The organism is Mesorhizobium sp. WSM4844 (assembly GCF_055811775.1).
Window position 1 is genome coordinate 133,027 of the sequence record NZ_JBVVQB010000007.1, and the last position, 24,723, is coordinate 157,749.

20 protein-coding genes are annotated in these 24,723 nt (G+C 63.3%); 16 read left to right on the forward strand and 4 right to left on the reverse strand.

The window, feature by feature from the left end; translation table 11 throughout:
• Positions 1 to 44 precede the first annotated feature (44 nt).
• On the forward strand, positions 45 to 317 hold the full coding sequence (locus AC0L2A_RS08995) for a hypothetical protein (protein ID WP_027152776.1): 273 nt from the start codon (positions 45 to 47) through the stop codon (positions 315 to 317).
• On the forward strand, positions 314 to 580 hold the full coding sequence (locus tag AC0L2A_RS09000) for a DUF1488 family protein (protein WP_027152775.1): 267 nt from the start codon (positions 314 to 316) through the stop codon (positions 578 to 580). Before AC0L2A_RS08995 ends, AC0L2A_RS09000 begins: the two co-directional genes overlap by 4 nt.
• A 234-nt stretch (positions 581 to 814) precedes the next feature.
• Here the strand turns inward: AC0L2A_RS09000 and AC0L2A_RS09005 are convergent, their stop codons facing one another.
• Positions 815 to 1,060, reverse strand: a complete 246-nt coding sequence (locus AC0L2A_RS09005; protein WP_236371796.1) for a hypothetical protein — start codon at positions 1,058 to 1,060, stop codon at positions 815 to 817.
• A 168-nt stretch (positions 1,061 to 1,228) separates the two neighbouring features.
• On the opposite strand from AC0L2A_RS09005, the gene AC0L2A_RS09010 reads away from it, so the two are divergent.
• The 9 genes from AC0L2A_RS09010 to AC0L2A_RS09050 all read left to right on the forward strand — a co-directional run bounded on the left by AC0L2A_RS09010 (position 1,229) and on the right by AC0L2A_RS09050 (position 9,344).
• Entirely contained in the window at positions 1,229 to 1,639 is a 411-nt protein-coding gene (locus AC0L2A_RS09010; RefSeq protein WP_128247459.1) for a DUF3168 domain-containing protein, read from the forward strand.
• 168 nt (positions 1,640 to 1,807) lie between these two features.
• Positions 1,808 to 2,107 (forward strand): hypothetical protein, encoded by a 300-nt coding sequence (locus AC0L2A_RS09015; protein WP_023800821.1) that lies wholly within the window; start codon positions 1,808 to 1,810, stop codon positions 2,105 to 2,107.
• A gap of 105 nt (positions 2,108 to 2,212) precedes the next feature.
• Positions 2,213 to 2,878 carry a response regulator transcription factor gene (locus tag AC0L2A_RS09020; RefSeq protein ID WP_023800820.1) on the forward strand — a complete coding sequence of 222 codons (666 nt, stop codon included), beginning with the start codon at positions 2,213 to 2,215 and terminating at the stop codon, positions 2,876 to 2,878.
• Positions 2,862 to 4,331, forward strand: a complete 1,470-nt coding sequence (locus tag AC0L2A_RS09025) for an ATP-binding protein (protein WP_473608429.1) — start codon at positions 2,862 to 2,864, stop codon at positions 4,329 to 4,331. The genes AC0L2A_RS09020 and AC0L2A_RS09025 overlap by 17 nt, the downstream gene beginning before the upstream one ends.
• A gap of 178 nt (positions 4,332 to 4,509) precedes the next feature.
• Entirely contained in the window at positions 4,510 to 4,950 is a 441-nt protein-coding gene (locus AC0L2A_RS09030; protein ID WP_236371790.1) for a hypothetical protein, read from the forward strand.
• A 255-nt stretch (positions 4,951 to 5,205) separates the two neighbouring features.
• Positions 5,206 to 6,339 (forward strand): c-type cytochrome biogenesis protein CcmI, encoded by a 1,134-nt coding sequence (gene ccmI / locus AC0L2A_RS09035; RefSeq protein ID WP_473608431.1) that lies wholly within the window; start codon positions 5,206 to 5,208, stop codon positions 6,337 to 6,339.
• Positions 6,340 to 6,342: 3 nt separating this feature from the next.
• Entirely contained in the window at positions 6,343 to 6,783 is a 441-nt protein-coding gene (gene ccmE / locus AC0L2A_RS09040) for a cytochrome c maturation protein CcmE (RefSeq protein ID WP_473608432.1), read from the forward strand.
• 105 nt (positions 6,784 to 6,888) lie between these two features.
• Positions 6,889 to 8,880, forward strand: coding sequence for a heme lyase CcmF/NrfE family subunit (locus AC0L2A_RS09045; protein WP_473608433.1), 1,992 nt, complete (start codon positions 6,889 to 6,891; stop codon positions 8,878 to 8,880).
• A complete protein-coding gene (locus AC0L2A_RS09050) occupies positions 8,877 to 9,344 on the forward strand; it encodes a cytochrome c-type biogenesis protein (protein WP_128247453.1) in 468 nt (155 codons plus the stop codon). The genes AC0L2A_RS09045 and AC0L2A_RS09050 overlap by 4 nt, the downstream gene beginning before the upstream one ends.
• Positions 9,345 to 9,428: 84 nt before the next feature.
• Here AC0L2A_RS09050 and AC0L2A_RS09055 read toward each other — a convergent pair whose 3' ends face one another.
• The gene (locus tag AC0L2A_RS09055; protein ID WP_091590846.1) at positions 9,429 to 9,698 is read right to left on the reverse strand and encodes a CopG family ribbon-helix-helix protein; all 270 of its coding nucleotides are present in this window, start codon (positions 9,696 to 9,698) and stop codon (positions 9,429 to 9,431) included.
• 185 nt (positions 9,699 to 9,883) lie between these two features.
• Between AC0L2A_RS09055 and AC0L2A_RS09060 the strand changes: the two genes are divergently transcribed.
• The 4 genes from AC0L2A_RS09060 to AC0L2A_RS09075 all read left to right on the forward strand — a co-directional run bounded on the left by AC0L2A_RS09060 (position 9,884) and on the right by AC0L2A_RS09075 (position 16,876).
• Entirely contained in the window at positions 9,884 to 11,413 is a 1,530-nt protein-coding gene (locus tag AC0L2A_RS09060; RefSeq protein WP_473608435.1) for a Do family serine endopeptidase, read from the forward strand.
• A 360-nt stretch (positions 11,414 to 11,773) separates the two neighbouring features.
• Positions 11,774 to 12,448, forward strand: coding sequence for a response regulator transcription factor (locus AC0L2A_RS09065; protein WP_023800810.1), 675 nt, complete (start codon positions 11,774 to 11,776; stop codon positions 12,446 to 12,448).
• A 1-nt stretch (position 12,449) separates the two neighbouring features.
• Complete coding sequence (locus AC0L2A_RS09070; protein WP_473608436.1) at positions 12,450 to 13,919, forward strand: sensor histidine kinase; 1,470 nt, start codon at positions 12,450 to 12,452, stop codon at positions 13,917 to 13,919.
• Complete coding sequence (locus tag AC0L2A_RS09075; protein WP_473608437.1) at positions 13,919 to 16,876, forward strand: bifunctional [glutamine synthetase] adenylyltransferase/[glutamine synthetase]-adenylyl-L-tyrosine phosphorylase; 2,958 nt, start codon at positions 13,919 to 13,921, stop codon at positions 16,874 to 16,876. Before AC0L2A_RS09070 ends, AC0L2A_RS09075 begins: the two co-directional genes overlap by 1 nt.
• Before the next feature lie 88 nt (positions 16,877 to 16,964).
• Here AC0L2A_RS09075 and AC0L2A_RS09080 read toward each other — a convergent pair whose 3' ends face one another.
• Both AC0L2A_RS09080 and pepN read right to left on the reverse strand, forming a co-directional pair.
• The gene (locus tag AC0L2A_RS09080; RefSeq protein ID WP_473608439.1) at positions 16,965 to 19,292 is read right to left on the reverse strand and encodes a PAS domain-containing sensor histidine kinase; all 2,328 of its coding nucleotides are present in this window, start codon (positions 19,290 to 19,292) and stop codon (positions 16,965 to 16,967) included.
• 311 nt (positions 19,293 to 19,603) lie between these two features.
• Complete coding sequence (pepN, locus tag AC0L2A_RS09085; RefSeq protein ID WP_473608440.1) at positions 19,604 to 22,249, reverse strand: aminopeptidase N; 2,646 nt, start codon at positions 22,247 to 22,249, stop codon at positions 19,604 to 19,606.
• A gap of 156 nt (positions 22,250 to 22,405) precedes the next feature.
• Between pepN and AC0L2A_RS09090 the strand changes: the two genes are divergently transcribed.
• On the forward strand, positions 22,406 to 24,712 hold the full coding sequence (locus AC0L2A_RS09090; protein ID WP_473608441.1) for a xanthine dehydrogenase family protein molybdopterin-binding subunit: 2,307 nt from the start codon (positions 22,406 to 22,408) through the stop codon (positions 24,710 to 24,712).
• Positions 24,713 to 24,723 lie beyond the last annotated feature (11 nt).

The following is a 24,723-nucleotide window of genomic DNA, read 5'->3' on the forward strand; positions in this document are numbered from 1 at the left end:
GAAAATCATTTTCATCATTGCAGCCAAAAAGGAGGTTTTAATCGATGGCGGAAGTTAGCCAGAACATCATGGAAAAAGCCGAAGCGCGCTTCATGGAGAAGCAGAAGAAAACCGCGGAACGCAACCAGGCAACGGCCGAATATGTTTCAGAGGCCAAGGCCAGGACCATCAAGACGGCAAGATTGCGGGCGTTGCGGCTGGCCAAGGAAGAGGCCGACCGCGCCGCGGAGGCCCTCAATCCCGTCGCCCCCAAGAAAAAGCGGGCGTCGCGGGCGATCAAGAAAGCAGACGTTGCATCAACGGAGGTCAAGTCATGAGCCTGACATTTCCCAATCGAAGCCGCAGCTACGACGAGGCGGGCAAACGCATCCGCTTCGTCGGCCATGACGGCATGTTCCAGATTTCCTTCTCCGTCGCCACGGATGCCATCTCGAAGGCAGAGTCAGGGACACCAACTGCAGAAGCCACCTATCTCGCCGCCTTCGATACGGCTTCCAGCTCCATCCACGACGTCGCCAGGAATGCCTATGACCGAACCCGCAAAAGCATATATGTGCTGACCGCGGCCGATTTTCGTTAAATCCCGAACGTCATCGCGTTCAGGGCCAACGCGTCAGATCCGATCCAGGCGCACGAATGTGCCGAGTGAACGGCAGGATCAGGGCTTGCTCTCCGCCTTTGCCCGTCGCTTGACGTCTCGGCTGTTCAGCCGATCCGACCATCGCGTCTGCATCGCGCGTGTTCATGCCAACCAAGACCTGGTGCTTAAGCTCGACGGGCTGCGTTTCCGCCCCCGATCGATGAATGCGATTGGTCAGGCCTGCGTGATGTAGAACACTGCCGCCAGGACAAGGACCGTCCAAACGACGACGAACAGCTTCAAGGCTAGGCCTCCGTATGAAGACAGAACCTCCCGCATGCGGGACACAATGTTCTTAATGCTTTTCGACATGGTCGGCGCCGCCGCAACGACGACTGGCGTCTTGATCCCAAGCTTTCCGAAAACAGGCAGCAGCGATGGCTCGCGCACGAAAACAACCTCGAAGGTCTGGAGAAACAAACACTCCATAGCACCGTTTTTCAAACACCTTGCATGTCAAATGAAAGGTGTGGGTAGCCACCTGAGATCCCCCTGATCTGGCGCAGCAACCTCAACGCGGCTACGCTGCAAGCACGAATCGTTGACGGCACAAGGCCTGTTCAGCCGCGACGGGCGAGGGAGAATACAATGACCGCGCCGGCTGCCGCGTTGCAGAAGGCCTTGTTCCAGGCGCTGGACGCTGACGGTTCCCTGTCAGCGGCGCTGGGCGGCGCAAAACTATTCGACCATGTCCCGGAAAACATCCCGTTTCCCTATGTGACGTTCGGCCGGACCAGCGTCTATGATTGGGTAACAGGCAGGAAGAAAGACGCCGAGCAGCTTTTCACTCTGCATTTCTGGTCGAAATCCGAGGCCAGGAAAGAAATGCTCGACGTGATGGACATGGTCAGCGCCCGCCTCCAGGATGCGGCGCTCGCGCTCGACGAGCATCACCGCGTCAATCTCAGGCTCGAATTCACCGAGGTCCGTTACGACGAGGATCTTTCAGCCTGTCACGGGCTGCTGCGCTTTCGTGCCGTGACGGAAGAAAACGCCTGACGCGCTTTCAATAAGGCTGCAACACAGTCTAGACTGGCGCCTGGATTTGCCGGGTTGGGGCGGCCAAATCACCGGGGTTGGTTGTGTCGCATTTCAGGGGGTGAGACAGGCATGTGTTGCAGGCAATGTTCATATCACGTTCAGCACCGATGCGTTAGGACGCTGATCATGAAAACGCTTCGCTCCCACTTCCCAACCGCGACACTTGCTCTCTGCGCTGCCGGTCTGTTTGCGTCGCAGGCGACGGCGCTGCCGGTCGTCGTGCCCGAGCAGAACCGGCCGATCGTCCTGGCCGCCTCCGACTGCTACGCGATCGGTCAGCAGGTCGCCGAGCAGAATGGCGGCACGCTGGCCAAGGCGTCGCAGTCGACGCGCGGTGGCCAGCCGGTCTGCGTCATCGTCGTGCTGGTTCCGGGCAAGGATGGGCAGCGTCCGCGCCGCACGGAGATCGTCGTTCCGCTGAACTGATGCCTGCCGTATCCCAGGCGCTGGAATCGGCCTATATCTGACGTCCAGTTCCTCAACAGGCCGATTTTTCAACAGGCCGATTCTTCAACTGGGTATGATTCCCGCATGCGCGTACTCGTCGTCGAAGATGACAAGGATCTGAACCGGCAGATATCCGACGCGCTGGTCGATGCCGGCTATGTTGTCGACCGGGCTTTCGACGGTGAGGAAGGGCATTTCCTCGGCGACACCGAGCCCTATGACGCCGTGGTGCTCGACATCGGCTTGCCGCAGATGGACGGCATCAGCGTGGTCGAACGCTGGCGGCGCGGCGGCCGCAAGATGCCGGTCCTGATTCTGACGGCGCGCGATCGCTGGAGCGACAAGGTATCCGGCATCGACGCCGGCGCCGACGATTATGTCACCAAGCCGTTCCACATCGAAGAGGTGCTGGCCAGGGTCCGAGCGCTCATCCGGCGCGCGGCCGGCCATGCGTCGTCGGAGCTGACCTGCGGGCCGTTGCGGCTCGACACCAAAGCCTCCAAGGCCGATGTCGACGGCGTGCCGTTGAAGCTGACGTCGCACGAATTTCGCCTGCTTGCCTATCTGATGCACCATATGGGCGAGGTCGTGTCCCGAACCGAGTTGGTCGAGCACCTTTACGATCAGGATTTCGACCGCGATTCCAACACAATCGAGGTCTTTGTCGGGCGGCTTCGCAAGAAGATGGGCATCGACATGATAGAAACCGTTCGCGGCATGGGCTATCGAATGCGTGAGCCGGAGGCGTAAGGCGGAACCGCTCAGACAGACTGCAAGGACGCCGCTTTCACTGCGGTTCGGGCCGCGTTCGCTGGCGTTCCGGGTGATCGCCTTTTCCACGGTCTGGGCGATACTCACCCTGATTGTCATCTTCACGCTGATCACGACCCTTTATCGCCAGGCGAACGAGCGCGGTTTCGACAGCCTGCTGTCGGCGCATCTGTTCAATCTGATCGGCTCGGTCGGCGTGTCCGAAGGCGGTTCGCTGACCGGCGCTCCCGACCTGGGCGACCTTCGGTTCTCGGAGCCGAAGTCCGGCTGGTACTGGTCGGTGGAGCCTGCGTCGGAAGGCGTGAGTGGTGAGTTGCACTCCTCCTCGATGACCACGGCGATCCTGTCGCCAAGCGTCGCCGAAGTTCCGTTCAATGCCAGCTTCCAGCGCAGCTATACGACAGAAGGCATCGATGGCGAGGAACTGGAAGTGTTCGAGAGCGAATTCGTTCTCGACGCGAAAAATCGCGCAGCGCGCTTCCGCGTCATGGGCAACCGGACCGAGCTCGAGCAGGAGATAAGCGCCTTTCAGCGTCGCCTGCTGACCTATCTTTCGCTGTTCGGCGTCGGCATGATCGCCATCAACGCCATCGCCATCCTGCTGGGCCTGCAGCCATTGCGCCGGGTCAGGGACGCTCTCGCCATGGTGCGCGAAGGAACCGCGCAAAAGCTCGACGGTCGCTTCCCCGCCGAGATCGAGCCGCTCGCCAACGAGACCAACGCGTTGATCGAAAACAACAAGCGTATCGTCGAGCGCTCGCGGACGCAGGTCGGCAACCTCGCCCATTCGCTGAAGACGCCGCTGGCGGTGCTGATCAACGAGGGACGGGCGCTCGGCGGCGCCAAGGGCCAGCTCATAGCCGAACAGGCCGCGTCGATGCAGAAGCAGATCGACCATTATCTGCAGCGCGCCCGCGTTGCGGCGCAACGCGACAGCGTCGTCTACCGCACGCCGGTGGCGCCGCTGGTCCAGCGCATGGTGCGCGTGCTGCAAAAACTCAATCCGCAGACCGACCTCTCACTTTCGCTGCCGGCAGTCGATATCGTCTTTGCCGGCGAACGCGAGGATCTGGAAGAATTGCTTGGCAATTTGCTCGACAACGCCATGAAATGGGCAAAGAGCGCGGTCGCGGTATCGGTGGCGCCAATCTCCGCCAAGAAGACTGGCTCCGACAAGAAGAGTGGCGCCGGCAAGGAGGGTGCCGTCAACCTGTTCGAGATCAGCATCGAGGATGACGGCCCGGGCATTCCGGAAGACAAGGCACGCGAGGCGCTGAAGCGCGGACGGCGTCTCGACGAGACAAAGCCGGGCACCGGGCTTGGACTTGCCATTGTCGCCGACCTCGTCAACGAATACGGAGGCGTTCTGGCTCTGGAACAGTCCAGCATGGGCGGGTTGAAGGCGGTGGTTCGATTGCGGAGCCTTCACTAGGCCTATGCTTTTTGCTGGGCCAGTCGACATTGATCGACGGTGCGTGATATGGCGGCATGTCGACTGGTCCCGGAGCCGTCGGCCGCGGCCAAATTTCCGACAAACATCGACACTATGGCCACGCCGACTTCCCCGATGGCGCGGCCCCCAGCTTTAACTCAAGAGACCGGTTTTTGGCATGAAGATTCGCGTCGCGCTCGTCTCCGCACTGCTGGCCGTTTCCGGCTGCACGACGCTGGGCAGCAACCCTGGCCCCACGGTGGCGCCGCAGCCGGCCGCAACGCCGCCAAGTGAAGGCAAGATCGCGACGACGGTCATTTCCGCCATGGGCGGCGGCCTCGTCAGCGGATCGATCGGTACCGGCTTGAGCGGCCCCGAAAAGCGCAAGGCGCTGGAGGCGGAATACAGGGCGCTCGAGTACACGGCGAGCAGCCAGAAGGTGACGTGGAAGAGCGATCGGTCGGCGCATTACGGTGAAGTCGTGCCCGCCCAGCCCTATCGCGTCGGCTCGCAGGACTGCCGACAATACACCCATACGGTGTTTACCGGCGCCGCCGGCGCCACCGCGCGCGGAACCGCTTGCCGCAACGCCGATGGCAGCTGGACGCCGCTGACGTAACGACCGGCCGGATAATGCATGTCGCGCAAAAGCATGCCCTCGGGCCAAGCCCGGGCCTGATCCGAGGGTGTGCAGCGGTTTTGCGATGACGACGTGCATGAAAACAACTATCTAAAGCGCGTCGCTTAGGCCGGTCGAGCACGACGCGCTTTGGGTCCGGTTGACATCAATCAAGGACATGCGACGCATCTGCCGTCAAAGCGTCGCAGGACGCCTGTGTTGGCAGGGCAGGGCTCTGCCGTTATTGGAAGAAACATGCTGTTCTGGGTCATAGCCGCCATTCTCACGCTGGGTGCAAGCCTGGCGGTGCTGCTGCCGCTGGCCGCCGGCCCGAAGGGTGATTCGACGAGCAGCGATCATGACCTTGAAGTCTATCGCGACCAGCTGTCCGAGCTTGACCGCGACGTGGCGCGTGGCCTGATCCAGCCGGCGGAGGCCGAAGAGGCGCGTGCGGAGATCGCCCGTCGCATCCTTCGCCTGGACAATGCCGCCGACAAGGCAGCGGCGCGGCAACCGTCGATGGCGACCAGGCTGGTTGCGACGGCTGCGGTCCTGGCGGTCCCGCTGGTCAGCTGGGGCTTGTACAGCCAACTCGGCTCGCCCGATCTGCCGTCGCAGCCGCTCAGCGAGCGACTGGCCAAGAATCCCGCCGACAGTTCGGTCGACGAACTGGTGGCACGCGCCGAGGCCCACCTTGCCGCCAACCCGTCCGATGGCAGGGGTTGGGACGTGCTGGCGCCAATCTATCAGCGCATGCAGCGGTTCTCCGACGCGGTGACGGCGTACCGCAACGCCATTCGCCTCGACGGCGACAGCGCAACCCGCCAGGCCGGCCTCGGCGAGGCGATCGCCAGCGAAGCGGGCGGCATTGTCTCGGCCGATGCTCAGGCAGCCTTCGAGGCGGCGCTGAAGCTCGATCCGGCGAATCCGAAGGCCAGCTTTTATCTGGCGATGGGCATGGCGCAGGAAGGCCGCATCGAGGAGGCGACGATTGGCTGGCAGAAAATGCTCGCGGCCTTGCCACAGGACTCGCCCTGGCGCGGCGCCGTCGAGCAGGCACTGGCCGAATCCGCCAGGCGCAGCGTCGCTTCGGGAGTACCTGCAAAAGGCCCGAACGCCGGGGATGTCGATGCCGCCGCGTCGATGTCGCCGCAGGATAGGGAAGCGATGATCAACACCATGGTTGCGGGACTTGATGAAAAACTGCGGCAAAACCCGCGCGATGTGGAAGGATGGATGCAGCTTATTCGTTCCTATGTCGTGCTGGGCAAGGCCGATCAGGCGCGTGACGCGCTCAATCGCGGTATCGCCGTTTTTGGCCCCGATAGTGACGAAGCGAAGAAATTCACCGCCTTTGCCGTCTCGCTTGGCCTGACGGCGACGGAGTAAAAAATGACGCGCAAGCAGAAACGACTGTCGGTGATCACCGGAGGGTTGGCCTTCCTCGGTGCCGCCACCGGCCTGACCTTCTACGCGCTCGGCCAGAAGGCCTCCTACTTCTACATGCCCGCCGATCTGACCACCGCCAGCCTGCAGCCCGGGCAGCGTATCAGGCTCGGCGGCCTCGTCGAAAAAGGCACGATCGTGCGCGGTCAGGGGACCACCGTCGCCTTTTCGGTGACCGACAACCAGAAGCAGGTCAAGGTCACCTACACCGGCATTCTTCCCGACCTTTTCCGCGAGGAGCAGGGCGTCATCACTGAAGGCATTTTTCGCCCGGACGGCGTCTTCGTCGCCGACAGCGTGCTGGCCAAGCACGACGAGAACTATATGCCCAAGGAGGTGGCCGACGGCCTCAAGTCCAGAGGCGTGTGGCAGGAGACCAAAAAGTGACTAAGCAGGTTCCGCAAAAGCCTGCCCTCGGGCTTGACCCGAGGGTTCCCACGATTTTGCGGCAAGACCCTGCGGCAAAGCAAAAACCTGGCGGGCTTGGCCACAATGGTTGAAACCGGACATTTCGCGCTGGTCCTGGCGTTCGCGCTGTCTTTGGTACAGGCGCTGGTGCCGCTGTTCGGCGCGCGTATCAACAGCCAGAAGATGATGGCCGTCGGCGGTCCGGTCGCGGTGACCGGCTTCGCCTTGACCGCTCTGTCCTTCGCGGCGCTGGCGACGGCCTATGCGACGTCCGACTTTTCGGTGGCCAACGTCTGGGACAACTCGCATTCGCTGCAGCCGCTGATCTACAAGATCACCGGCACATGGGGCAATCACGAGGGCTCGATGCTGCTCTGGGTGCTGATCCTGAGCTTCTTCGGGGCGCTCGTCGCTGCTTTCGGCAGCAATCTTCCAGCGACCCTTCGAGCCAACGTGCTGGCCGTGCAAGGCGCGATCGGCGCCACCTTCTTGCTGTTCATCCTGGCGACGTCCAACCCGTTCGCCAGGCTCAATCCGGCGCCGATCGAGGGCCGCGATCTCAACCCGATCCTGCAGGATCTCGGCCTCGCCATCCATCCGCCGCTGCTCTATCTCGGCTATGTCGGCTTCTCGATCTGCTTTTCCTTCTCGGTCGCCGCCCTCATCGAAGGCCGCATCGACGCGTCCTGGGCGCGCTGGGTGCGGCCATGGACGCTGGTCGCGTGGATGTTCCTGACCGGCGGCATCGCCATGGGTTCCTACTGGGCCTATTACGAACTTGGCTGGGGCGGTTTCTGGTTCTGGGATCCGGTCGAGAACGCCTCGTTCATGCCTTGGCTGGCCGGCACCGCGCTGCTCCATTCGGCGATCGTCATGGAAAAGCGCTCGGCCCTGAAGATCTGGACGCTGTTGCTGGCGATCCTGACCTTCTCGCTGTCGCTGCTCGGCACCTTCCTGGTGCGCTCCGGCGTGCTCACCTCCGTCCACACCTTCGCCACCGATCCGACGCGCGGCGTGTTCATTCTCTGCATCCTGACACTGTTCATCGGCGGCTCACTGGCGTTGTTCGCCTTTCGCGCCTCGAGGTTGACGGCCGGCGGCCTGTTTCATCCGATCTCGCGCGAAGGGGCGCTGGTCCTTAACAATCTGTTCCTGACCACGGCCACCGCCACCGTGCTGATCGGCACGCTCTATCCGCTGGTCGTCGAGGCCGTTTCGGCCGACAAGATTTCGGTCGGCGCGCCGTTCTTCAACCTGACGTTCGGCCCGCTGATGGTGCCGCTCCTGGTCGCGGTTCCGTTCGGGCCGCTGCTGGCCTGGAAGCGCGGCGATATTTTCGCCATCGCCCAGCGGCTGATGGCGGCCTTCGCCGCCGCGCTTCTGGCCGTGCTGGTGACGGCCTTGTTCATCGACGGCTCGTCGGTGTTCGCTGCACTTGGCGTCGGCCTGGCTTTCTGGCTGATCTGCGGCGCGCTCACCGATATTGCCGTCAAGTCCGGCCTTGGCAGTGTCGCGCCCGGCGTCATGCTCAGGCGCTTCGCCGGCCTGCCGCGTTCGGTCTTCGGCACCGCGCTCGCCCATCTCGGTCTTGGGCTGACGACGCTGGGCATCGTCGGCACACTTTGCTTCGGCACCGAGAAGATACTGTCGATGCGTGCCGGCGAGACCGTGCAACTGTCCGGCCACACACTGCGCTTCGAAGGGCTCTATCCGGCCCAGGGGCCTAACTACAGCGAGGATCGCGGCCGCTTCGCCCTGCTCGGCGCTGATGGAAGCACCACCGCCGTGATCACCTCGTCCAAGCGCTCCTATCCGGTCCGGCAGATGACGACGACCGAGTCCGGTATCAAGACGATCGGTTTCAGCCAGCTCTACCTCTCGCTTGGCGATGAGGCGACCGACGGCTCCGTCGTGGTGCGGCTGTGGTGGAAGCCGCTGGTGACGCTGATCTGGGGCGGCGCCCTTGTCATGATGGCAGGTGCTGCGATGTCGCTGATGGACCGGCGGCTGCGCGTCGGCGCACCGTCGCGCCGCCGCAGATCGGCGGGCGCCATGCCTTCGGCGAGCCTGCCATGACCGCAAGAAAAACTTCACTGGCCTCCCTGATCCTGCTGCTGACGCTGTTGTTTGCTGGCGCCGCACTTGCGGTGAAGCCGGACGAGGTTTTAGCCGACCCGGCGCTCGAGGCGCGGGCGCGGACGCTTTCGGAAGAGCTGCGCTGCATGGTTTGCCAGAACCAGTCGATCGACGAATCCGATGCCGACCTTGCCCGCGACCTGCGCGTGCTGGTGCGCCAGCGCCTGGTCGCCGGCGATACCGACCGGCAGGTGATCGACTACATCGTTTCCCGCTACGGCGAGTTCGTGCTGTTGAAGCCGCGCTTCAGCCTGCGCAATGCGCTGTTGTGGGGCACGCCGGTCCTTCTGCTGCTTGCCGGCGGGATTTTCATCGTGCTGACCGCCCGGTCGCGCCGATCGGCGCCTGCGGCCATGCTCACCGCCGAGGAGAAGGCAGCGTTGGACAAGGTGCTGAATAACTAATTCGGCCATTCCTCCTGCGGCCAGCCCATGTCGCCAAGACCGCGGCCCGCATCACGATGTCTCGCGACCAGGTGACGAACCGCTTCACGCCTTGTCCGCGCGCCTGGCTTCCGACGCTTCGATGATGGCGTCGATTTCCGCCATGGCTTCGTCGTGCGGCACGACACGGCCGGCTGCCGCATCGGCCATGCCGCGTTTGATGCCTTCGATGATCTCAAGCTCGCGATCGACATAGGCCGATATCGCCTCGGCCGCGAGGAAGGATTTGCTGCGCCGCGTGTCGGCGGCGATCCGCTCCAGCTTCAGCTTGGTTTCGGACGAAACCCGAATCGTCATGGTGGCGCTTGCGGTCATGGTGAAAGCCTTGTGCTCAACTGTGTACAACATAGGGCAACGGTCGGGCGCAACCAAAGGGTTGGTGCCTGCAAACATTACCAAAGTTTCATGCACTGGAAATGGCGCCGTAATGTGCGCGCCTCTATTTCTCTTGCCCGAGGATGCCGACCGAAGCGCATCCCTTGAAAGAGGATACGAGACCCATGAATATTGCCCCCAATTCACATTCCCGCACCCGCAAACGCCTGATGGCTGCCGCCGCATCAGTGGCCATTGCCGGCGCGATCGGCTTCGGCGCGGTTGCCACCGGGACAGCCCCCGTCCTGGCCGAGGCCGTGCGTGTCGAGGCGCCTCAAGTCCCGAGCTTCGCCGACGTGGTCGAGCGCGTATCGCCGGCGGTCGTCAGTGTCCGCGTCAAAGCCAAGATAGAATCGACCGCCGACGATGGCTCCGATCTTCCCGACGCCTTCGGCAATCTCCCCGACGATCCGCAATTGCGCCGCTTCTTCAGGGAGTTCCGTGGCTTTGGCGATCAGGATGGCCGGGATGGAATGCGACGTTTCGGACGCGGTGACCGCCAGCCACGGCCGGTCGCTCAAGGGTCCGGCTTCTTCATCTCCGAGGATGGCTACCTCGTCACCAACAACCATGTCGTCGGAGAGGGCTCGTCCTTCACGGTGGTGATGCATGACGGCAAGGAACTCGACGCCAAGTTGGTCGGCACAGATCCGCGCACCGATCTCGCAGTGCTCAAGGTCGAAGGCGACGGCAAGTTCACCTATGTCGACTTCGCCGATGATTCAAAGGTTCGCGTCGGCGACTGGGTGGTGGCCGTCGGCAATCCGTTCGGCCTCGGCGGCACGGTCACCGCCGGCATCGTCTCGGCCCGTGGTCGCGACATCGGCGCCGGTCCTTATGATGACTTCATCCAGATCGATGCCTCGGTGAACCGCGGCAATTCGGGTGGCCCGACCTTCAACCTCAACGGCCAGGTCGTCGGCATCAACACCGCGATCTTCTCGCCGTCCGGCGGCAGCGTCGGCATTGCCTTCGACATTCCCGCCTCGACTGCAAAACAGGTCGTGCAGGATCTGATGAAGGACGGCACCGTCCAGCGCGGCTGGCTTGGCGTCGAGATCCAGCCGGTCACCTCCGAAATCGCCGAATCGCTCGGGCTGAAGTCCGATAAGGGCGCTCTCGTTTCCAGCGCCCAGGACGATGGTCCCGGCAAGGAGGCCGGCATATCGGCTGGTGACGTCATCACTCAGGTGGACGGCAAGGACGTCGCTTCGCCGAAGGAACTCGCCCGCCTGATCGGCGCCTACCCGCCCGGCAAGCCGGTCGACGTCACGCTGTGGCGTGACGGCAAGAGTGAAACGGTCAAGGTCGACCTCGGCACGCTGCCTTCGAGTGACAAGCAGGCTTCGGCCGACCAGCAGCCTTCGGCTCCGCCAAAGGCCGATACGCTGGCCGACCTCGGTCTCACCGTCACCAGGTCCGACGATGGCAAAGGGCTTGTGGTGACCGATGTCGATCCCGACAGCGATGCCGCCGATCGCGGCATCCAGCCCGGCGATGTCATCACCTCGGTCAATTCGACGGAGGTCAATGGCACCGAGGATGTCGCCAAGGCCATGGCCGACGCGGTGAAGTCGGGCCGCAAGGCGGTGCTGATGCAGATCACCCGCGACGACAGCAACCGCTTCGTCGCGCTGCCTGTCGCCAAGGGCTGACGTTCCAGACTTTTCCGATGCGGCGGTTTCAAACACCCCGAACCGTCGCATGGGAAAGCACGGGGCTTGAATACGTTAGTCAGTCATCGTGTTCCGGCCCAGCGGCAGCGGGCGCCCATCGCCCGCTGCCGCTCGAACAACAGAGCAGTCGCCCAAAGTGTGAAGCGGTTTTGGGATGACGACATGCTCAAACAACAAAGCATGTCGCCCAAATCCAAGGATGCCGGGTCTCGAGTCTAAAACATTACAAAACAAATACTTACCGCTCGTTCTTGAATCACTTTGTTGGCGATACACCTCGAGGCCATGATGTCTATGCCGGCCACTCATTCTTCCAGCGAAATCGCGTATAACGGTCCCATGAAGATTCTCGTCATAGAAGACGATCGCGAAGCGGCCGATTACCTCCAGAAAGCCTTTACCGAGGCCGGACATACCGCCCATGTCGCCGGCGACGGCGAAACCGGCTTCGCGCTCGCTGACTCCGGCGACTATGACGTGATGGTCGTCGACCGCATGCTGCCGCGCCGCGACGGCCTGTCGGTCATCGCCGGTCTTAGATCCCGAGGCAAGACTACGCCGGTGCTGATCCTGTCGGCGCTCGGCGAAGTCGACGACCGGGTCACCGGCTTGCGCGCCGGCGGCGACGACTATCTGACCAAGCCCTATGCCTTTTCCGAGCTTCTGGCCCGGGTCGAGGTGCTGAACCGCCGCGCCAGCGCCAGGGAGGCCGAAACCGTCTACCGGGTCGGCGACCTCGAACTCGACAGGCTGTCGCATTCGGTGCGGCGCGCGGCCCGCGAGATTACGCTGCAGCCGCGCGAATTCCGCCTGCTCGAATATCTGATGCGCCATGCCGGCCAGGTGGTGACGCGCACCATGCTGCTGGAAAATGTCTGGGACTATCATTTCGATCCGCAGACCAACGTCATCGACGTTCACGTCTCGCGGCTGCGCGGCAAGATCGAGAAGGGCTTCGACAAGCCGATCCTGCACACGGTTCGTGGCGCCGGCTATATGCTCAAGAGCGGCTAGCATGGCCCTTTCCATGCCGGCCATCATGAAGACGACGGCAGCGCGGCTTTCGGCGCTCTATCTCCTGCTGTTCGCCATCTGTGCGGTGCTGCTCGTCTTCTACATGACCTCGCTGTCGGCGCGCATGCTGACCGGCCAGACGCAGGAGACCATCAACGACGAGGTGCTCGGCCTCGCCCGGGTCTATCAGCGCGGCGGCTTGCCGCTGCTGGTGCGGGTGGTCGAGCAGCGCTCCCGCCAGCCCGGCGCCAACCTCTATTTGATCGCCGATGCCAACGGCCAGATCCTGACCGGCAACGTGCAGAGCCTGGAACCCGGCGTTCTCGTGGCCGAGGGCTGGACGACGGAGCCGTTTTCCTACCGGCGCTTTGGCGAGGGCGAGCTCGAGCGGCAACGCAACCCGATCGCCGACCCGAACGAACCCAGCCAGAGCGAAGTCCAGGTCGAAGGCGAGAAGGGCCACAACGCCATTGCCTTGGTGCTGCGCCTGCCGAACCAGATGATCATGCTGGTCGGCCGCGATCTCGGCGAGCCGGAGCGGTTCCGCGCCGTCATCCGTCGCGCCTTGACGTTGGCGCTCGGCATGATGGCGCTTGGCGGAATTTTGATCTGGTTCTTCGTCGGACGCGCGGCGCTGAAGCGCATCGACTCGGTGTCGCAGGCCAGTCGCCGCATCTTGGGCGGCGACCTTTCCGGCCGGCTGCCGGTCACCGGCGCCGGCGACGAGTTCGATCGGCTCTCCGAAAATCTCAATTCCATGCTGGCCAGGATCGCCACGCTGAATGAAGGGCTGAAGCAGGTCTCCGACAACATCGCCCACGATCTGAAGACACCGCTGACCAGGCTGCGCAACCGCGCCGAGGCGACGCTCTCCGGCAAGCACAACTCCGCCGCCTACCGGCAGGCGCTGGAAGCGACCATTGCCGAGTCCGACCATCTGATAAAGACCTTCAACGCCATCCTGATGATCTCAAGGCTGGAGGCGGGCTATTCCTCAGAAATCACCAGCCGGGTCGATCTGGCTGCTTCCGTGCGCGATGTCGTCGAGCTCTACGAGCCGGTGGCGGAGGAGGCGGGAGTGACACTCGAGACCTCTGTGCAGGATGGCTTCGCCGTTGAAGGCAATCGCGAGCTGATCGGCCAGGCGCTATCGAACATCGTCGACAACGCGATCAAATATTCGACCGACTCGACAGCCGAGCCGACCGTTCGCGTGGCGCTCGATCGCGTCGGCAGCGAAATCAGGCTTTCCGTCACCGACAACGGCCAGGGCATTCCCGACGATGCCGATCGCGCCAGGGCGACCGAGCGTTTCGTGCGGCTGGAGAAGAGCCGCTCGCAGCCGGGTTCCGGTCTCGGCCTCAGCCTCGCCAAGGCGATCATGACATTCCACAAAGGGCGGCTTGATCTCCTGCCCGCCAATCCTGGATTATCCGTCGTCATGAGTTTTCCCGAACGGGAGGATCGCTGATGGCGGTGAAGGCGGCTGCGGAACACACCAACTGGCTTCTGAAGCCGGCGGCAAGGCTCGTGCCTCTGGATCAGAACCGAGCCCGGCGGGAATTGTCGGAGATCGCTTCCGCAGCGCAGGAAGAGGAGCTTGCCGGGGTGGCGAAATTCCTGGCCGGCGAGGGCGCCGTCCAGGAGTTCCTCGCGGCAGTTTTCGACCTGTCGCCGTTCCTGCGCGACACGGTGCGCCGCCGCCCGCAGATCCTGGATGCGCTTTTCGATGAGACCGTCGAGGCGCGGCTGGCGTCGATCGGCGCCGCCATCGGCAAGGCCGCGCGGGCGGAAGCCATCTCTGAAAACGGCCTGATGATGGAGTTGCGGCAATGGAAAGCGGAAGCGCATGTCCTGATCGCGCTGGCCGATCTTGCAGGCGAGGCCGAAACTGCAATCACGGTACGGCGGCTGAGCGATCTTGCCGACGCCTGCACCCGCGCTGCCGTCGACTTCCTGCTTCGCGACGCGCACCGACAAGGCAAGCTCAAACTGCCGGATCTCGAGGATCCGGCGCGCCGGTCGGGCTGGATCCTGCTCGGCATGGGCAAGCTTGGCGCGCATGAGCTGAACTTCTCCTCCGACATCGACCTCGTCGTTTTCTTCGACCCGCAAGCGCCAGCAGTCGTCGATCCGCTCGATGCGACGGAGCTGTTTTCGCGCCTGACCCGCCGGCTGGTCCGCATGCTCCAGGACCGCACCGAACACGGCTATGTTTTTCGCACCGACCTCAGGCTTCGTCCCGACCCCGGTTCGACGCCGCTGGCGATCCCGGTCGAGGCGGCGCTGCGCTACTACGAGGCGCGGGGCCAGAACTGGGAGAGGGCCGCAATGATCAAGGCGCGTCCGGTGGCCGGCGATGTCGCCGCCGGCACTGCGTTCCTGAAGGAGCTCCAGCCCTACATCTGGCGCAAATACATGGACTATGCAGCGATCGCCGACGTTCATTCGATCAAGCGCCAGATCCACGCCCACAAGGGTCTTGGCGAGATCGCGGTGAAGGGCCACAACGTCAAGCTCGGCCGCGGCGGCATCCGCGAGATTGAGTTCTTCGTCCAGACCCAGCAGCTCATCGCCGGCGGCCGCTTCCCCGAACTGCGCGGCCGCGAGACGGTGCCGATGCTTGGCCAGCTTGCGGCACGCGGCTGGATCACTGCCGATGCGCGCGATACGCTCACAAGGCAGTACTGGCTCCTGCGCCGCGTCGAGCACGCCGTTCAGATGGTCGCCGACGAGCAGATCCACATACTGCCGGACGATGACGAAGGGCTCGAACGCATTGCCCGCCTGCTCGGTTTTGCCGATGCGGCGACCTTTGCCGAGGCGTTCCGCGCCGCACTCCATCAGGTCGAACGCCACTACGCAGCGCTTTTCGAGACCGCGCCCGAGCTTTCGGCGGGCATCGGCAATCTGGTCTTTACCGGCGATGTCGACGACCCCGATACGTTGCAGACCCTGCAGAGATTGGGATTCCAGCGGGCGAGCGACATCTGCCGCGTCATCCGCGGCTGGCATTTCGGCCGCTATCGCGTCACCCAGTCAGCCGAGGCGCGCGAGCGGTTGACCGAACTGACGCCGGCGCTGCTGCAATCCTTCGGCCAGACGCGCCGCGCGGACGAGGCGTTGATACGCTTCGACGAATTCCTTGCCGGTCTGCCCGCCGGCATTCAGCTGTTCTCGCTGCTCCACTCCAATCCGGCTCTGCTGAAGCTGCTGGCGACCATCATGGGCGCGGCGCCCCGGCTGGCTGCCATCATCACACGCCGGCCGCACGTGTTTGACGGCCTGCTCGATCCGGCCCTTTTGACCGAACTGCCGGACCGCGCCTATCTGTCCGGCCGTCTCGCCGCGTTCCTCGAAGGCGACAGGGCCTATGAGGACGTGCTCGACCGCTTGCGCATCTTTGCGTCCGAGCAAAAATTCCTGATCGGCGTCAGGCTGCTTGCCGGCTCGATCGATCCGGCGCGCGCCGGCCGTGCCTTTTCCGATCTGGCCGATCTCACCATCGATGCGGCGCTGCGAGCGGTCATCGCCGAGTTCGCGCTACGCCACGGTCGCATCGCCGGCGGCACGGTTGCGCTGCTCGGCATGGGCAAGCTCGGCAGCCGCGAATTGACGGCCGGCTCAGACGTCGACCTCATCCTGCTTTATGATCACGACGCCGATGCCGAAGAATCCGATGGCGACAAGCCGCTCGCCCCGTCGCACTATTACGCCAGGATGACGCAGCGGCTGATCGCCGCGGTGTCCGCGCCGACCGCCGAGGGCGTTCTCTACGAACTCGACCTTCGCTTGCGGCCGTCCGGCAACAAAGGGCCGGTGGCGACCCATGTCGATGCCTTCAAGAAGTACCAGCGCAAGGACGCCTGGACCTGGGAACATATGGCGCTGTCAAGGGCCCGCGCGATCGGCGGCGATCAAGCACTGTGCGCCGAGGTCGAGACCGAAGTGGCACAGGTGCTTGCCCTGCCGCGCGACAGCGCCAAGGTGATGGCCGAGGCGGCCGAGATGCGCGCGATGATCGAGAAGGAAAAACCGCCGCGCGATCTCTGGGACATCAAGCTGATTCCGGGTGGTCTCATCGATCTCGAATTCATCGCGCAGGTGGCGGTGATCACGGGAAAGGTCGAAGCCGGCCGCCGGGTCACCGGGACGGCGGACGTGCTGTCGAGGCTGGCGCCGGATTTCGCCGAGGCGCAGATCAGGCAGGAGCTTTGCGATGCCTATGCGCTCTATCTGGCGCTGACCCAGATGACGCGGCTCTGCCTCACCGGCGTATTCGAACGCGACGACGTTCCGCCGGGGCTTTCGGATCTGCTACTGGCGGTCACCGACCTGCCGGATTTCGGCGTGCTGGAAGCGCACCTCAAGGAGACGTCGCAAAATGTCAGGAAGGATTTTGGCTTTTTGCTTCGTGTGAATGAGTAGTGGGTAGTGAATGGTGAATGGTGAATGGTGAATGGTGAATGGTGAATGGAATTAGATATTCACTACTGACTATTTCACTATTCACTAGTCAGGCGGCGGCTCTGACCGGCTGCGTCGGCCTCTTGGTCGGAATGCGCACCGACACGATCGTGCCGGTGCCTTCGGTGGAGCGGATTTTCAAGGCGCCGCCCTGAAGCTCGGCCAACGAGCGTGAGATGGCAAGGCCAAGGCCGGAACCGGCATGGCTCTTGGAAAACTGGTTCTGCACCTGCTCGAACGGCCGCCCGAGCTTGCTCAGCGCCTCCTTCGGGATGCCGCAGCCATTGTCTTCGATCGTCAGGACCAGAGCGCTGGAGGTGTTGCGGGCCCTTACCGCAATGCGGCCGCCCTGGCCGGTGAATTTCACCGCATTCGACAGCAGGTTGATGATGATCTGCTTGATCGCCCGGCGGTCGGCGAACAGCGTCAGTGAGTCTGGGATGCGTGTTTCGACGGTGATCGACTTTTCCGCCGCCTGCAGCGAGATGACGCGCACCGTTTCCCGCATCAGCGGGCAGAGGTCGATTTCCTCCTGATCCATCGAGAACTGGCCGGCCTCGATCTTCGACATGTCGAGGATGTCGTTGATGACGCCCAGAAGATATTTGCCGCTGCCGTTGATGTCGGTGGCGTATTCCTCGTAGCGCGGCGAACCCAGGGGCCCGAACAGCGCCTGTTCCATCAGTTCGGAGAAGCCGATGATGGCGTTGAGCGGCGTGCGCAATTCATGCGACATGTTGGCCAGGAACTCGGATTTGGCCCGGTTCGCGGCCTCGGCGCGCTCGGTTTCCTTCATGTATTTGTGATTGAGCTCGACCAGTTCGCGCGACCGCTCTTCCTCTGCCCGGCGGGCAAGGCTGAGATCGTGGATCGTCGCCATCAGCCGGCGCTCGCTGTCGACCAGCTTCTCCTGGTGCAGCTTGATCTGGGTGATGTCGGAGCCGACCGAGACGGTGCCGCCGTCCCTGGTCCGCAATTCGTTCACCTGCAGCCAGCGGCCATCGGCAAGCTGCCGCTCGAAGGTCACGCCGCCTTGCTGCCCGTTGGTGTTGGCAAGCCGGCGCTCCGAAGCGAAGGCAAGCATGCGATCTTCAAGAACGGCGCGCGAGGCGCCCGGCATCACGTCGCGATCCGACAGGCCGTTGTCCTGCTGGTACTTGGAATTGCACATGATCAGGCGCTGGGCCGAATCCCAGAGCACGAAGGATTCGTTGATGTTTTCGATGGCCGTTCGCAGGCGAAGATCCGCGGCCTCGGAGCGCAGCGCCAAATGCCGCTGCTCGGTGACGTCGACGGCGATGCCGATCAACTGGATCTCCGGCGCTTCCGGGTCGATCACCTGCGCTCTTGCGCGCATCCACACCCATTGTCCGTCGGCGTGGCGCATCCGGAACACCTGGTCGATGTGGTCGATCTCACGTGCGACGATCCTGTTGGCGAGTTGGAACAGGTCGCCGTCCTCGGGATGGATGATCCCGTCGACCTCGCCGAACGACAGCATCGTGTCGCAGGGCTCATAGCCCAGCATGTCGTACATCGAACGCGACCAGTACATCTTGCCGCGCACCATGTCCCAGTCCCACAGGCCGCAGCGGCCGCGCACCAGCGCCATGTCGATGCGCTGGTGCGCTTCGAGATAGATGCGGTCGGCGGTCTGGGCGCGCGCCGCCTGGCCGAAATAGGCATAGAGGACGATGATCAGCACGCCGGCCGTCAGCACGAACAGCGTGACGTTGAGCGAAACGGTCTTGCGCCACGTGTCGAAGACCGCATCCTGCGGAACGAGCGCTGCGGCAGCACCATTCCTGCCATTTGCCAGGCTCACCGCGGCATACCAGTCCTGGCCGCCGATGCTGACCTCCATCACCCCGGCGCGGTCGCCGAACATGAACAGCGGTTGACCGCCCTGGGCGATGGCGTCGAGCGACCGCCCTTCCCAGCCCGTCGATTGCGGTGTCACGGCAACGATCTTGAACGCGCTGTCGGTGACCGCAAGCACGTGGCTTCGGCCCATGGCGCCCTGACGGCTGATGCCCTCCAACAGGTCCTGCGTCGCGCCAGGCGTCGAGGCCATGCTCGCATCGACGCTGATCGAACTGGCCAGTTGGCCCGCCGCGAGCGAGAGGATCGCCTTGGCGTCGCGTTCCACGTCGTCGCGCTCGTGCATCAGCGCCAGGAACCGCAGCGCCGCGATGACAATCAGGAAAATGATGATGAGGGCCGGTATCGATCGGCGCAGCAATGGCTCGGCTGCCAGGAGCCGTCGGTAGGCGGGTTCGGCGATCAGCCGCGCATTGCCGGCGAGACCGTCGCTTCCCGCCTCACGCTGCTCAAAACCCGTCCCTCCGGGCGCGCCCCACGCGTCCGCCTTCGCCATAAATGGCTCTCCCCGATTTTAAATCTGCTTGACGATCCGGCGACGCCGCACTTCCGAATCTTCAGCTAAAGAATCAAAGGTGATTCGGCTTGTCCATAGGCGCAGCGAAAAAAGATTAAAAATCGACTAAAATAATGGCTTTATGGGCGGGCATCCCTTCTCCCCTTGTGGGAGAAGGTGGCCGAGCGAAGCTCGGTCGGATGAGGGGTGCTCCAGCTTGGCACCGACAGCACTCCGTCCAACACCCCTCATCCGTCTCGGCGCTCCGCGCCGATCCACCTTCTCCCACAAGGGGGAGAAGGGAAGGACCATTACGCCAAGGTCCGCTCAATGATATCGCGCAAATCGGCCGACAGGTTCTCGGTATTGGCAATCGAAAGCAGCGCTTCCCTTGCCTTGCCCTGCCGGGCAGGTTCCAGCGAGCGCCATGATCTGAGTGCCGTTGCCAGCCTGGCGGCCAATTGCGGGTTGCGCTTTTCGACCTGCAGGACCGTTTCGACAAAAAACCGGTAGCCTTCGCCGTCGGCGCGATGGAAGCCGGTCTGGTTGGCGCTGGAAAACGTGCCGACGAGCGAGCGCACCCGGTTCGGGTTGGCCATTGAGAAGGCCGGGTGGCTGGTCAGGGCGCGCACCGCATGAATGGTTTGCGGGCCCGGCACGCTGGCCTGGATATGGAACCATTTGTCCATCACCAGCGGATCGGTCGCATATTTCGCTTCGAACTCCGCCAGCGCCTTGACCGTCTCGGGCGAACCGTTATTGCGCAGCGCAAGCACGCTCAATGCGGCGGCCCGGTCGGTCATGTTGGTCGCGGACTGGAAATGCCGGGCCGCAAGCGCCGCACCTCCAGGCAGCAGCGAAAGATAGTCGAGCAAGGTGTTGCGCAGCGCCCGGCGACCGGCGCTTGCCGCATCAGGACTGAAAGCGTCCTTGTCGGTCAGTCGATCGTAGAGGTCGGAGAATATCTCGCGATTCGCCTCGGCGATCGCGACCGTCAGCGCCTCGCGGGCCGAGAAAATGGCATCGGGGTCGATGTTCTTGCCGATGTCACGGGCGATATCGGCTTCGCTTGGAAGCGCCAGGGCCAGCGCCCGATAGGCCGGTTCGAGTGTCTCGTCGCCGGCTATTTTGCCGGCAAGCTCGATCAACCGCGATGCGAAACCGGGCTGCTTGCCGTCAAGGACCTGGCGGAAGGTGGATATCAGAGCCTCGGTCAAAAGCGTGTTGAACGCCTGCCAGCGCGAGAAGGTATCGTTGTCATGGCCAGCAAGGAAGAACTGATCGTCGGCCCTCTGCTCGACAGATAGCGTCACCGGCGCCGAGAAGCCGCGGTTGAGCGACATCGCCGGGCGCTCAGTGACGCCCGAGAAGCGCACCATGTGCCGGCGCTTGCGGATATGGATGACGCCGTCCTCGACGCTGGCGCCCTCGACGCCGCTATATTCTATCGCTTTGCCGTCGGTGCCGACCAGGCTGAAGGCCAGCGGAATATGCATCAGCCGCTTGCGGCTTTCGGACGGCGTTGGCGGTACCGACTGCTCGATCTCGAGCGTGAATTCCTGGGCCGCCGCATTGTGCGTCGAACTGATGGTCAGATTGGGCGTGCCGGCCTGATGGTACCACAGCGAAAATTGCGCGAGGTCGCGCCCGGACACATCCTCGAACACCTTGATGAAGTCCTCGATCGTCACAGCCTCGCCGTCATGGCGCTCGAAATAGAGATCCATGCCGGCCCGGAACGTCTCGGCGCCGAGAATGGTGCGGATCATGCGCACCACTTCCGAGCCCTTTTCGTAGACTGTCGCCGTGTAGAAATTGTTGATCTCGCGGTAGCGGCGCGGTCGCACCGGATGCGCCAGCGGTCCCTGGTCTTCGGGAAACTGATGTGCCTTGAGTGTGCGCACTTCGGCAATGCGTTTCACCGCTCGCGATCGCTGGTCGGCGGAGAATTCGTGATCGCGGAAAACCGTCAGCCCTTCCTTCAGGCAAAGCTGGAACCAGTCACGGCAAGTGATTCTGTTGCCAGTCCAATTGTGGAAATACTCGTGCGCGATGATCGCCTCGATATTGGCGAAATCGGCGTCCGTTGCGGTCTCCTGGTCGGCCAGCACATACTTGTCGTTGAAGATGTTGAGGCCCTTGTTCTCCATCGCGCCCATGTTGAAGTCGGACACGGCGACGATGTTGAAGACGTCGAGGTCGTATTCGCGGCCGAACGCCTCCTCGTCCCATTTCATCGACCGTTTCAGGGCGTCCATGGCGTAGCCGGCGAGCCGCTCCTTGCCCGGCTCGACAAAGATGCCGAGCTCGACTTGGCGGCCGGACAATGTGACGAAGCTGTCCGCGACCTTGCCGAGAGCCCCCGCCACAAGGGCGAACAGATAGGACGGCTTGGGGAAGGGGTCGTGCCAGACTGCATAGTGCCAGCCGTCGGCAAGTTCGCCGCTGCCAGCCGGGTTGCCGTTGGAAAGAAGTAGTGGCGCCTCGTGGTGCGGCGCCTCGATGCGCACCGTATAGACCGACAGGATATCCGGACGATCGAGAAAATAGGTGATGCGCCGAAAGCCCTCGGCCTCGCATTGCGTGCAATAGACGTTGCTGGAGCGATAGAGGCCCATCAGGGCTTCGTTGTGCGCCGGCGCCAGCTCGGTTTCGATCAGCAGCTGGAAACGGGCTGCCGTAGGCGGCGTGGTGATCGTCAACTGATCGGGCGTGGCGAAAAAATCGGCCGGCGCAAGTGTCTGGCCGTCGATTGCGATGCGGCCGAGCGTCAGGCCATCGCCGTCCAGCACCAGCGGCATTGACGCCGCGACGCCGTCACGGCGCTCGACCGTCAGCACGGCGATGACGCGCGTGGCTTCCGGCGACAGCCGGAAAGTCAGGCCGGTTTCCGGAATGAGATAGTCGGTGGGGCGATAGTCTTCGAGCTTGAAGACCTGGCCGGTGTCCGTGCGCATTTCCGTTGGTTTTCCTGTCGATTCCCGCAGCGGCAGGTGGGTCCGCTGGTCGAAGAAATGTGAAGCACGCGCTCTTTACACGAAACCGTCACTCGACAAAACTGGCGCAGCGCCTATTTCAGGCACTCGTTTTCCAATCATCGTCGCGAGGTATCCATGACCGTCGTCACACCGAAATTCGGCATGGGCGCCTCTGTGCTGCGTCGCGAGGACCAGGCCTTCCTAAAGGGTCTCGGTCGCTATACGGACGACATCCAGCCGGCCGGCCTCCTGCACGGCTATGTCCTGCGCTCGCCGGTGGCCAAGGCAAGCTTCACCCTCGGCTCGACCGAGGCGGCCAAGGCGGCATCTGGCGTCCATCTGGTGCTGACCGGTGCTGATCTTGCTCATCTCGGCAAGCTGAAATCCGGCGTCATGCAGAGGCAGCCCGACGGCACCAAGGCGCCGACCCGCGACATTCCGGTCCTTTGCCTCGACCGGGTCAATTATGTCGGCGACGCCGTCGCCTTCGTCGTCGCAGACAGCCGCGCGCTGGCGCAGGACGCGGCCGAACTGATCGAGGTCGATTATGAGGGCGAGGATGCCGCGTCCGGCACCGCCACGGCGCTTGACGAAGGCACGCCGCTGGTCTGGCCGGAACTCGGCTCCAACCGCGCCTTCAGCTACCACATCGGCGACAAGGCGAAGACCGCGGCGGCATTCGCCAGGGCGGCGCATGTCACCCGCATCGAATTCATCAACAACCGGCTGGTCTGCAACTACATGGAGCCGCGTTCGGCGATCGGCGAATGGAACACGCAGGAGAACCGCTTCGTGCTGACCACAGGCTCGCAGGGCGTGCATTCGATGCAGTACATCCTGGCCGACATATTCAAGATCAAGAAGAACCAGCTGCGCGTCATCACGCCGGATGTCGGCGGCGGCTTCGGGCCGAAAAGCTTCGTCTATCGCGAGCATCCGCTGGTGCTGGAGGCCGCCAGGCGCCTTGGCCGCCCGGTGAAATGGGCCGGCGACCGCACCGAGCATTTCCTCACCGATGCGCAAGGCCGCGACAATGTCGTGACCGCCGAGATGGCGATGGACAAGGACGGCCGCTTTCTCGGCATGAAGGTCGATCTCCTCGCCAATATCGGCGCCTATATCTCGCAATATGGCCCGTTCATCCCCTATATCGGCGTCACCATGTCAACCGGCGTCTACGACATCCAGGCGCTCGATGTTTCGGTGACCGGCCTCTACACCAACACTTGCCCGGTCGATGCCTACCGCGGCGCCGGCCGTCCGGAAGCGGCATTCCTGCTGGAAAAGCTCGTCGACGCCTGCGCCCACGATCTGGGCTTGCCAGTCGAAGAGATCCGCCGGCGCAATTTCATCAGGCCCGAGCAGTTCCCTTACCGCACGCAGACCGACCGCCTCTATGATACCGGTGAATTCGCAGGCCATATGGACCGCGCCATCGAACAAGCGGAGTGGCAGGCGTTCCCGGAGCGACTGGCGCAGTCGAAGGCGGAAGGCAAAATCCGCGGCATCGGCATGGCGACCTATATCGAGGCCTGTGCCTTTCCCGGCTCTGAACCGGCCTTTGTCGAATTGAACGGCGACGGCACGGTGACGCTGAAGATCGGCACCCAGACCAACGGGCAGGGGCATGCGACCGCCTATGCGCAGTTCCTCTCGGAAAAGCTTCATCTCGACATCGGCAAGATTCATGTCCGCCAGGGCGACACCGACGAGCTGAAGGCCGGCGGCGGCACCGGTGGCTCGCGCTCCATTCCGCTTGGCGGTGTGTCAGCTTCTCGCGCCGGCGAGGATCTGGCCATCAAGATCAGGCGCATCGCCGCCGATGAGCTGGAAGCCTCGGCCGACGATATCGAATTGTCCAACGGCGTTGCCCGCATCGTCGGCACCGACCGCACGATCGATTTTTCGAGCATCGCCAAGGCCGCCAGGAACCCGGACGATCTCAAGGGCTTTGGCGAGTTCGTGCAGGACGAATGCACCTATCCGAACGGCACCCACATCTGCGAGGTCGAGATCGATCCCGACACCGGCGTGACGGAAATTGTCCGCTATACGATCGTCGACGATTTCGGCGTCACCGTGAACCCTGTGCTGCTGGCCGGCCAGGTGCATGGCGGCGTCGTCCAGGGCATCGGCCAGGCGCTGACCGAGAACACGGTCTATGACGAGGACGGGCAGCTGTTGACGGCAAGCTTCATGGACTATGCCATGCCGCGCGCCGACGATTTGCCGTTCTTCCATTTCGAGACCCGCAACGTGCCCTCGACCACCAATGCGCTCGGCATCAAGGGGGCAGGCGAGGCGGGCACGATCGGAGCGACGCCGGCCGCCCTCAACGCGGTGACGGATGCGCTCTATCGCGCCTACGGCATCAGGCACATCGACATGCCGGCAACGCCGGCGCGCATCTGGGCGGCGATCCAGGAAGCAGCTGCCAAGTGAGCCCGACGGAC

Bases quoted from the DNA above. Each gene is read 5' to 3' on its own strand.
- AC0L2A_RS09015 (WP_023800821.1), top strand. From the start codon at position 1,808: ATGAAAACGCTTCGCTCCCACTTCCCAACCGCGACACTTGCTCTCTGC.
- AC0L2A_RS09075 (WP_473608437.1), top strand. From the start codon at position 13,919: ATGGCGGTGAAGGCGGCTGCGGAACACACCAACTGGCTTCTGAAGCCG.
- AC0L2A_RS09045 (WP_473608433.1), top strand. From the start codon at position 6,889: ATGGTTGAAACCGGACATTTCGCGCTGGTCCTGGCGTTCGCGCTGTCT.
- AC0L2A_RS09070 (WP_473608436.1), top strand. From the start codon at position 12,450: ATGGCCCTTTCCATGCCGGCCATCATGAAGACGACGGCAGCGCGGCTT.
- AC0L2A_RS09020 (WP_023800820.1), top strand. From the start codon at position 2,213: ATGCGCGTACTCGTCGTCGAAGATGACAAGGATCTGAACCGGCAGATA.
- AC0L2A_RS09090 (WP_473608441.1), top strand. From the start codon at position 22,406: ATGACCGTCGTCACACCGAAATTCGGCATGGGCGCCTCTGTGCTGCGT.
- AC0L2A_RS09080 (WP_473608439.1), bottom strand. From the start codon at position 19,292: ATGGCGAAGGCGGACGCGTGGGGCGCGCCCGGAGGGACGGGTTTTGAG.
- AC0L2A_RS09055 (WP_091590846.1), bottom strand. From the start codon at position 9,698: ATGACCGCAAGCGCCACCATGACGATTCGGGTTTCGTCCGAAACCAAG.
- pepN (WP_473608440.1), bottom strand. From the start codon at position 22,249: ATGCGCACGGACACCGGCCAGGTCTTCAAGCTCGAAGACTATCGCCCC.
- AC0L2A_RS08995 (WP_027152776.1), top strand. From the start codon at position 45: ATGGCGGAAGTTAGCCAGAACATCATGGAAAAAGCCGAAGCGCGCTTC.
- ccmE (WP_473608432.1), top strand. From the start codon at position 6,343: ATGACGCGCAAGCAGAAACGACTGTCGGTGATCACCGGAGGGTTGGCC.
- AC0L2A_RS09050 (WP_128247453.1), top strand. From the start codon at position 8,877: ATGACCGCAAGAAAAACTTCACTGGCCTCCCTGATCCTGCTGCTGACG.
- AC0L2A_RS09065 (WP_023800810.1), top strand. From the start codon at position 11,774: ATGAAGATTCTCGTCATAGAAGACGATCGCGAAGCGGCCGATTACCTC.
- ccmI (WP_473608431.1), top strand. From the start codon at position 5,206: ATGCTGTTCTGGGTCATAGCCGCCATTCTCACGCTGGGTGCAAGCCTG.
- AC0L2A_RS09000 (WP_027152775.1), top strand. From the start codon at position 314: ATGAGCCTGACATTTCCCAATCGAAGCCGCAGCTACGACGAGGCGGGC.
- AC0L2A_RS09030 (WP_236371790.1), top strand. From the start codon at position 4,510: ATGAAGATTCGCGTCGCGCTCGTCTCCGCACTGCTGGCCGTTTCCGGC.
- AC0L2A_RS09010 (WP_128247459.1), top strand. From the start codon at position 1,229: ATGACCGCGCCGGCTGCCGCGTTGCAGAAGGCCTTGTTCCAGGCGCTG.
- AC0L2A_RS09060 (WP_473608435.1), top strand. From the start codon at position 9,884: ATGAATATTGCCCCCAATTCACATTCCCGCACCCGCAAACGCCTGATG.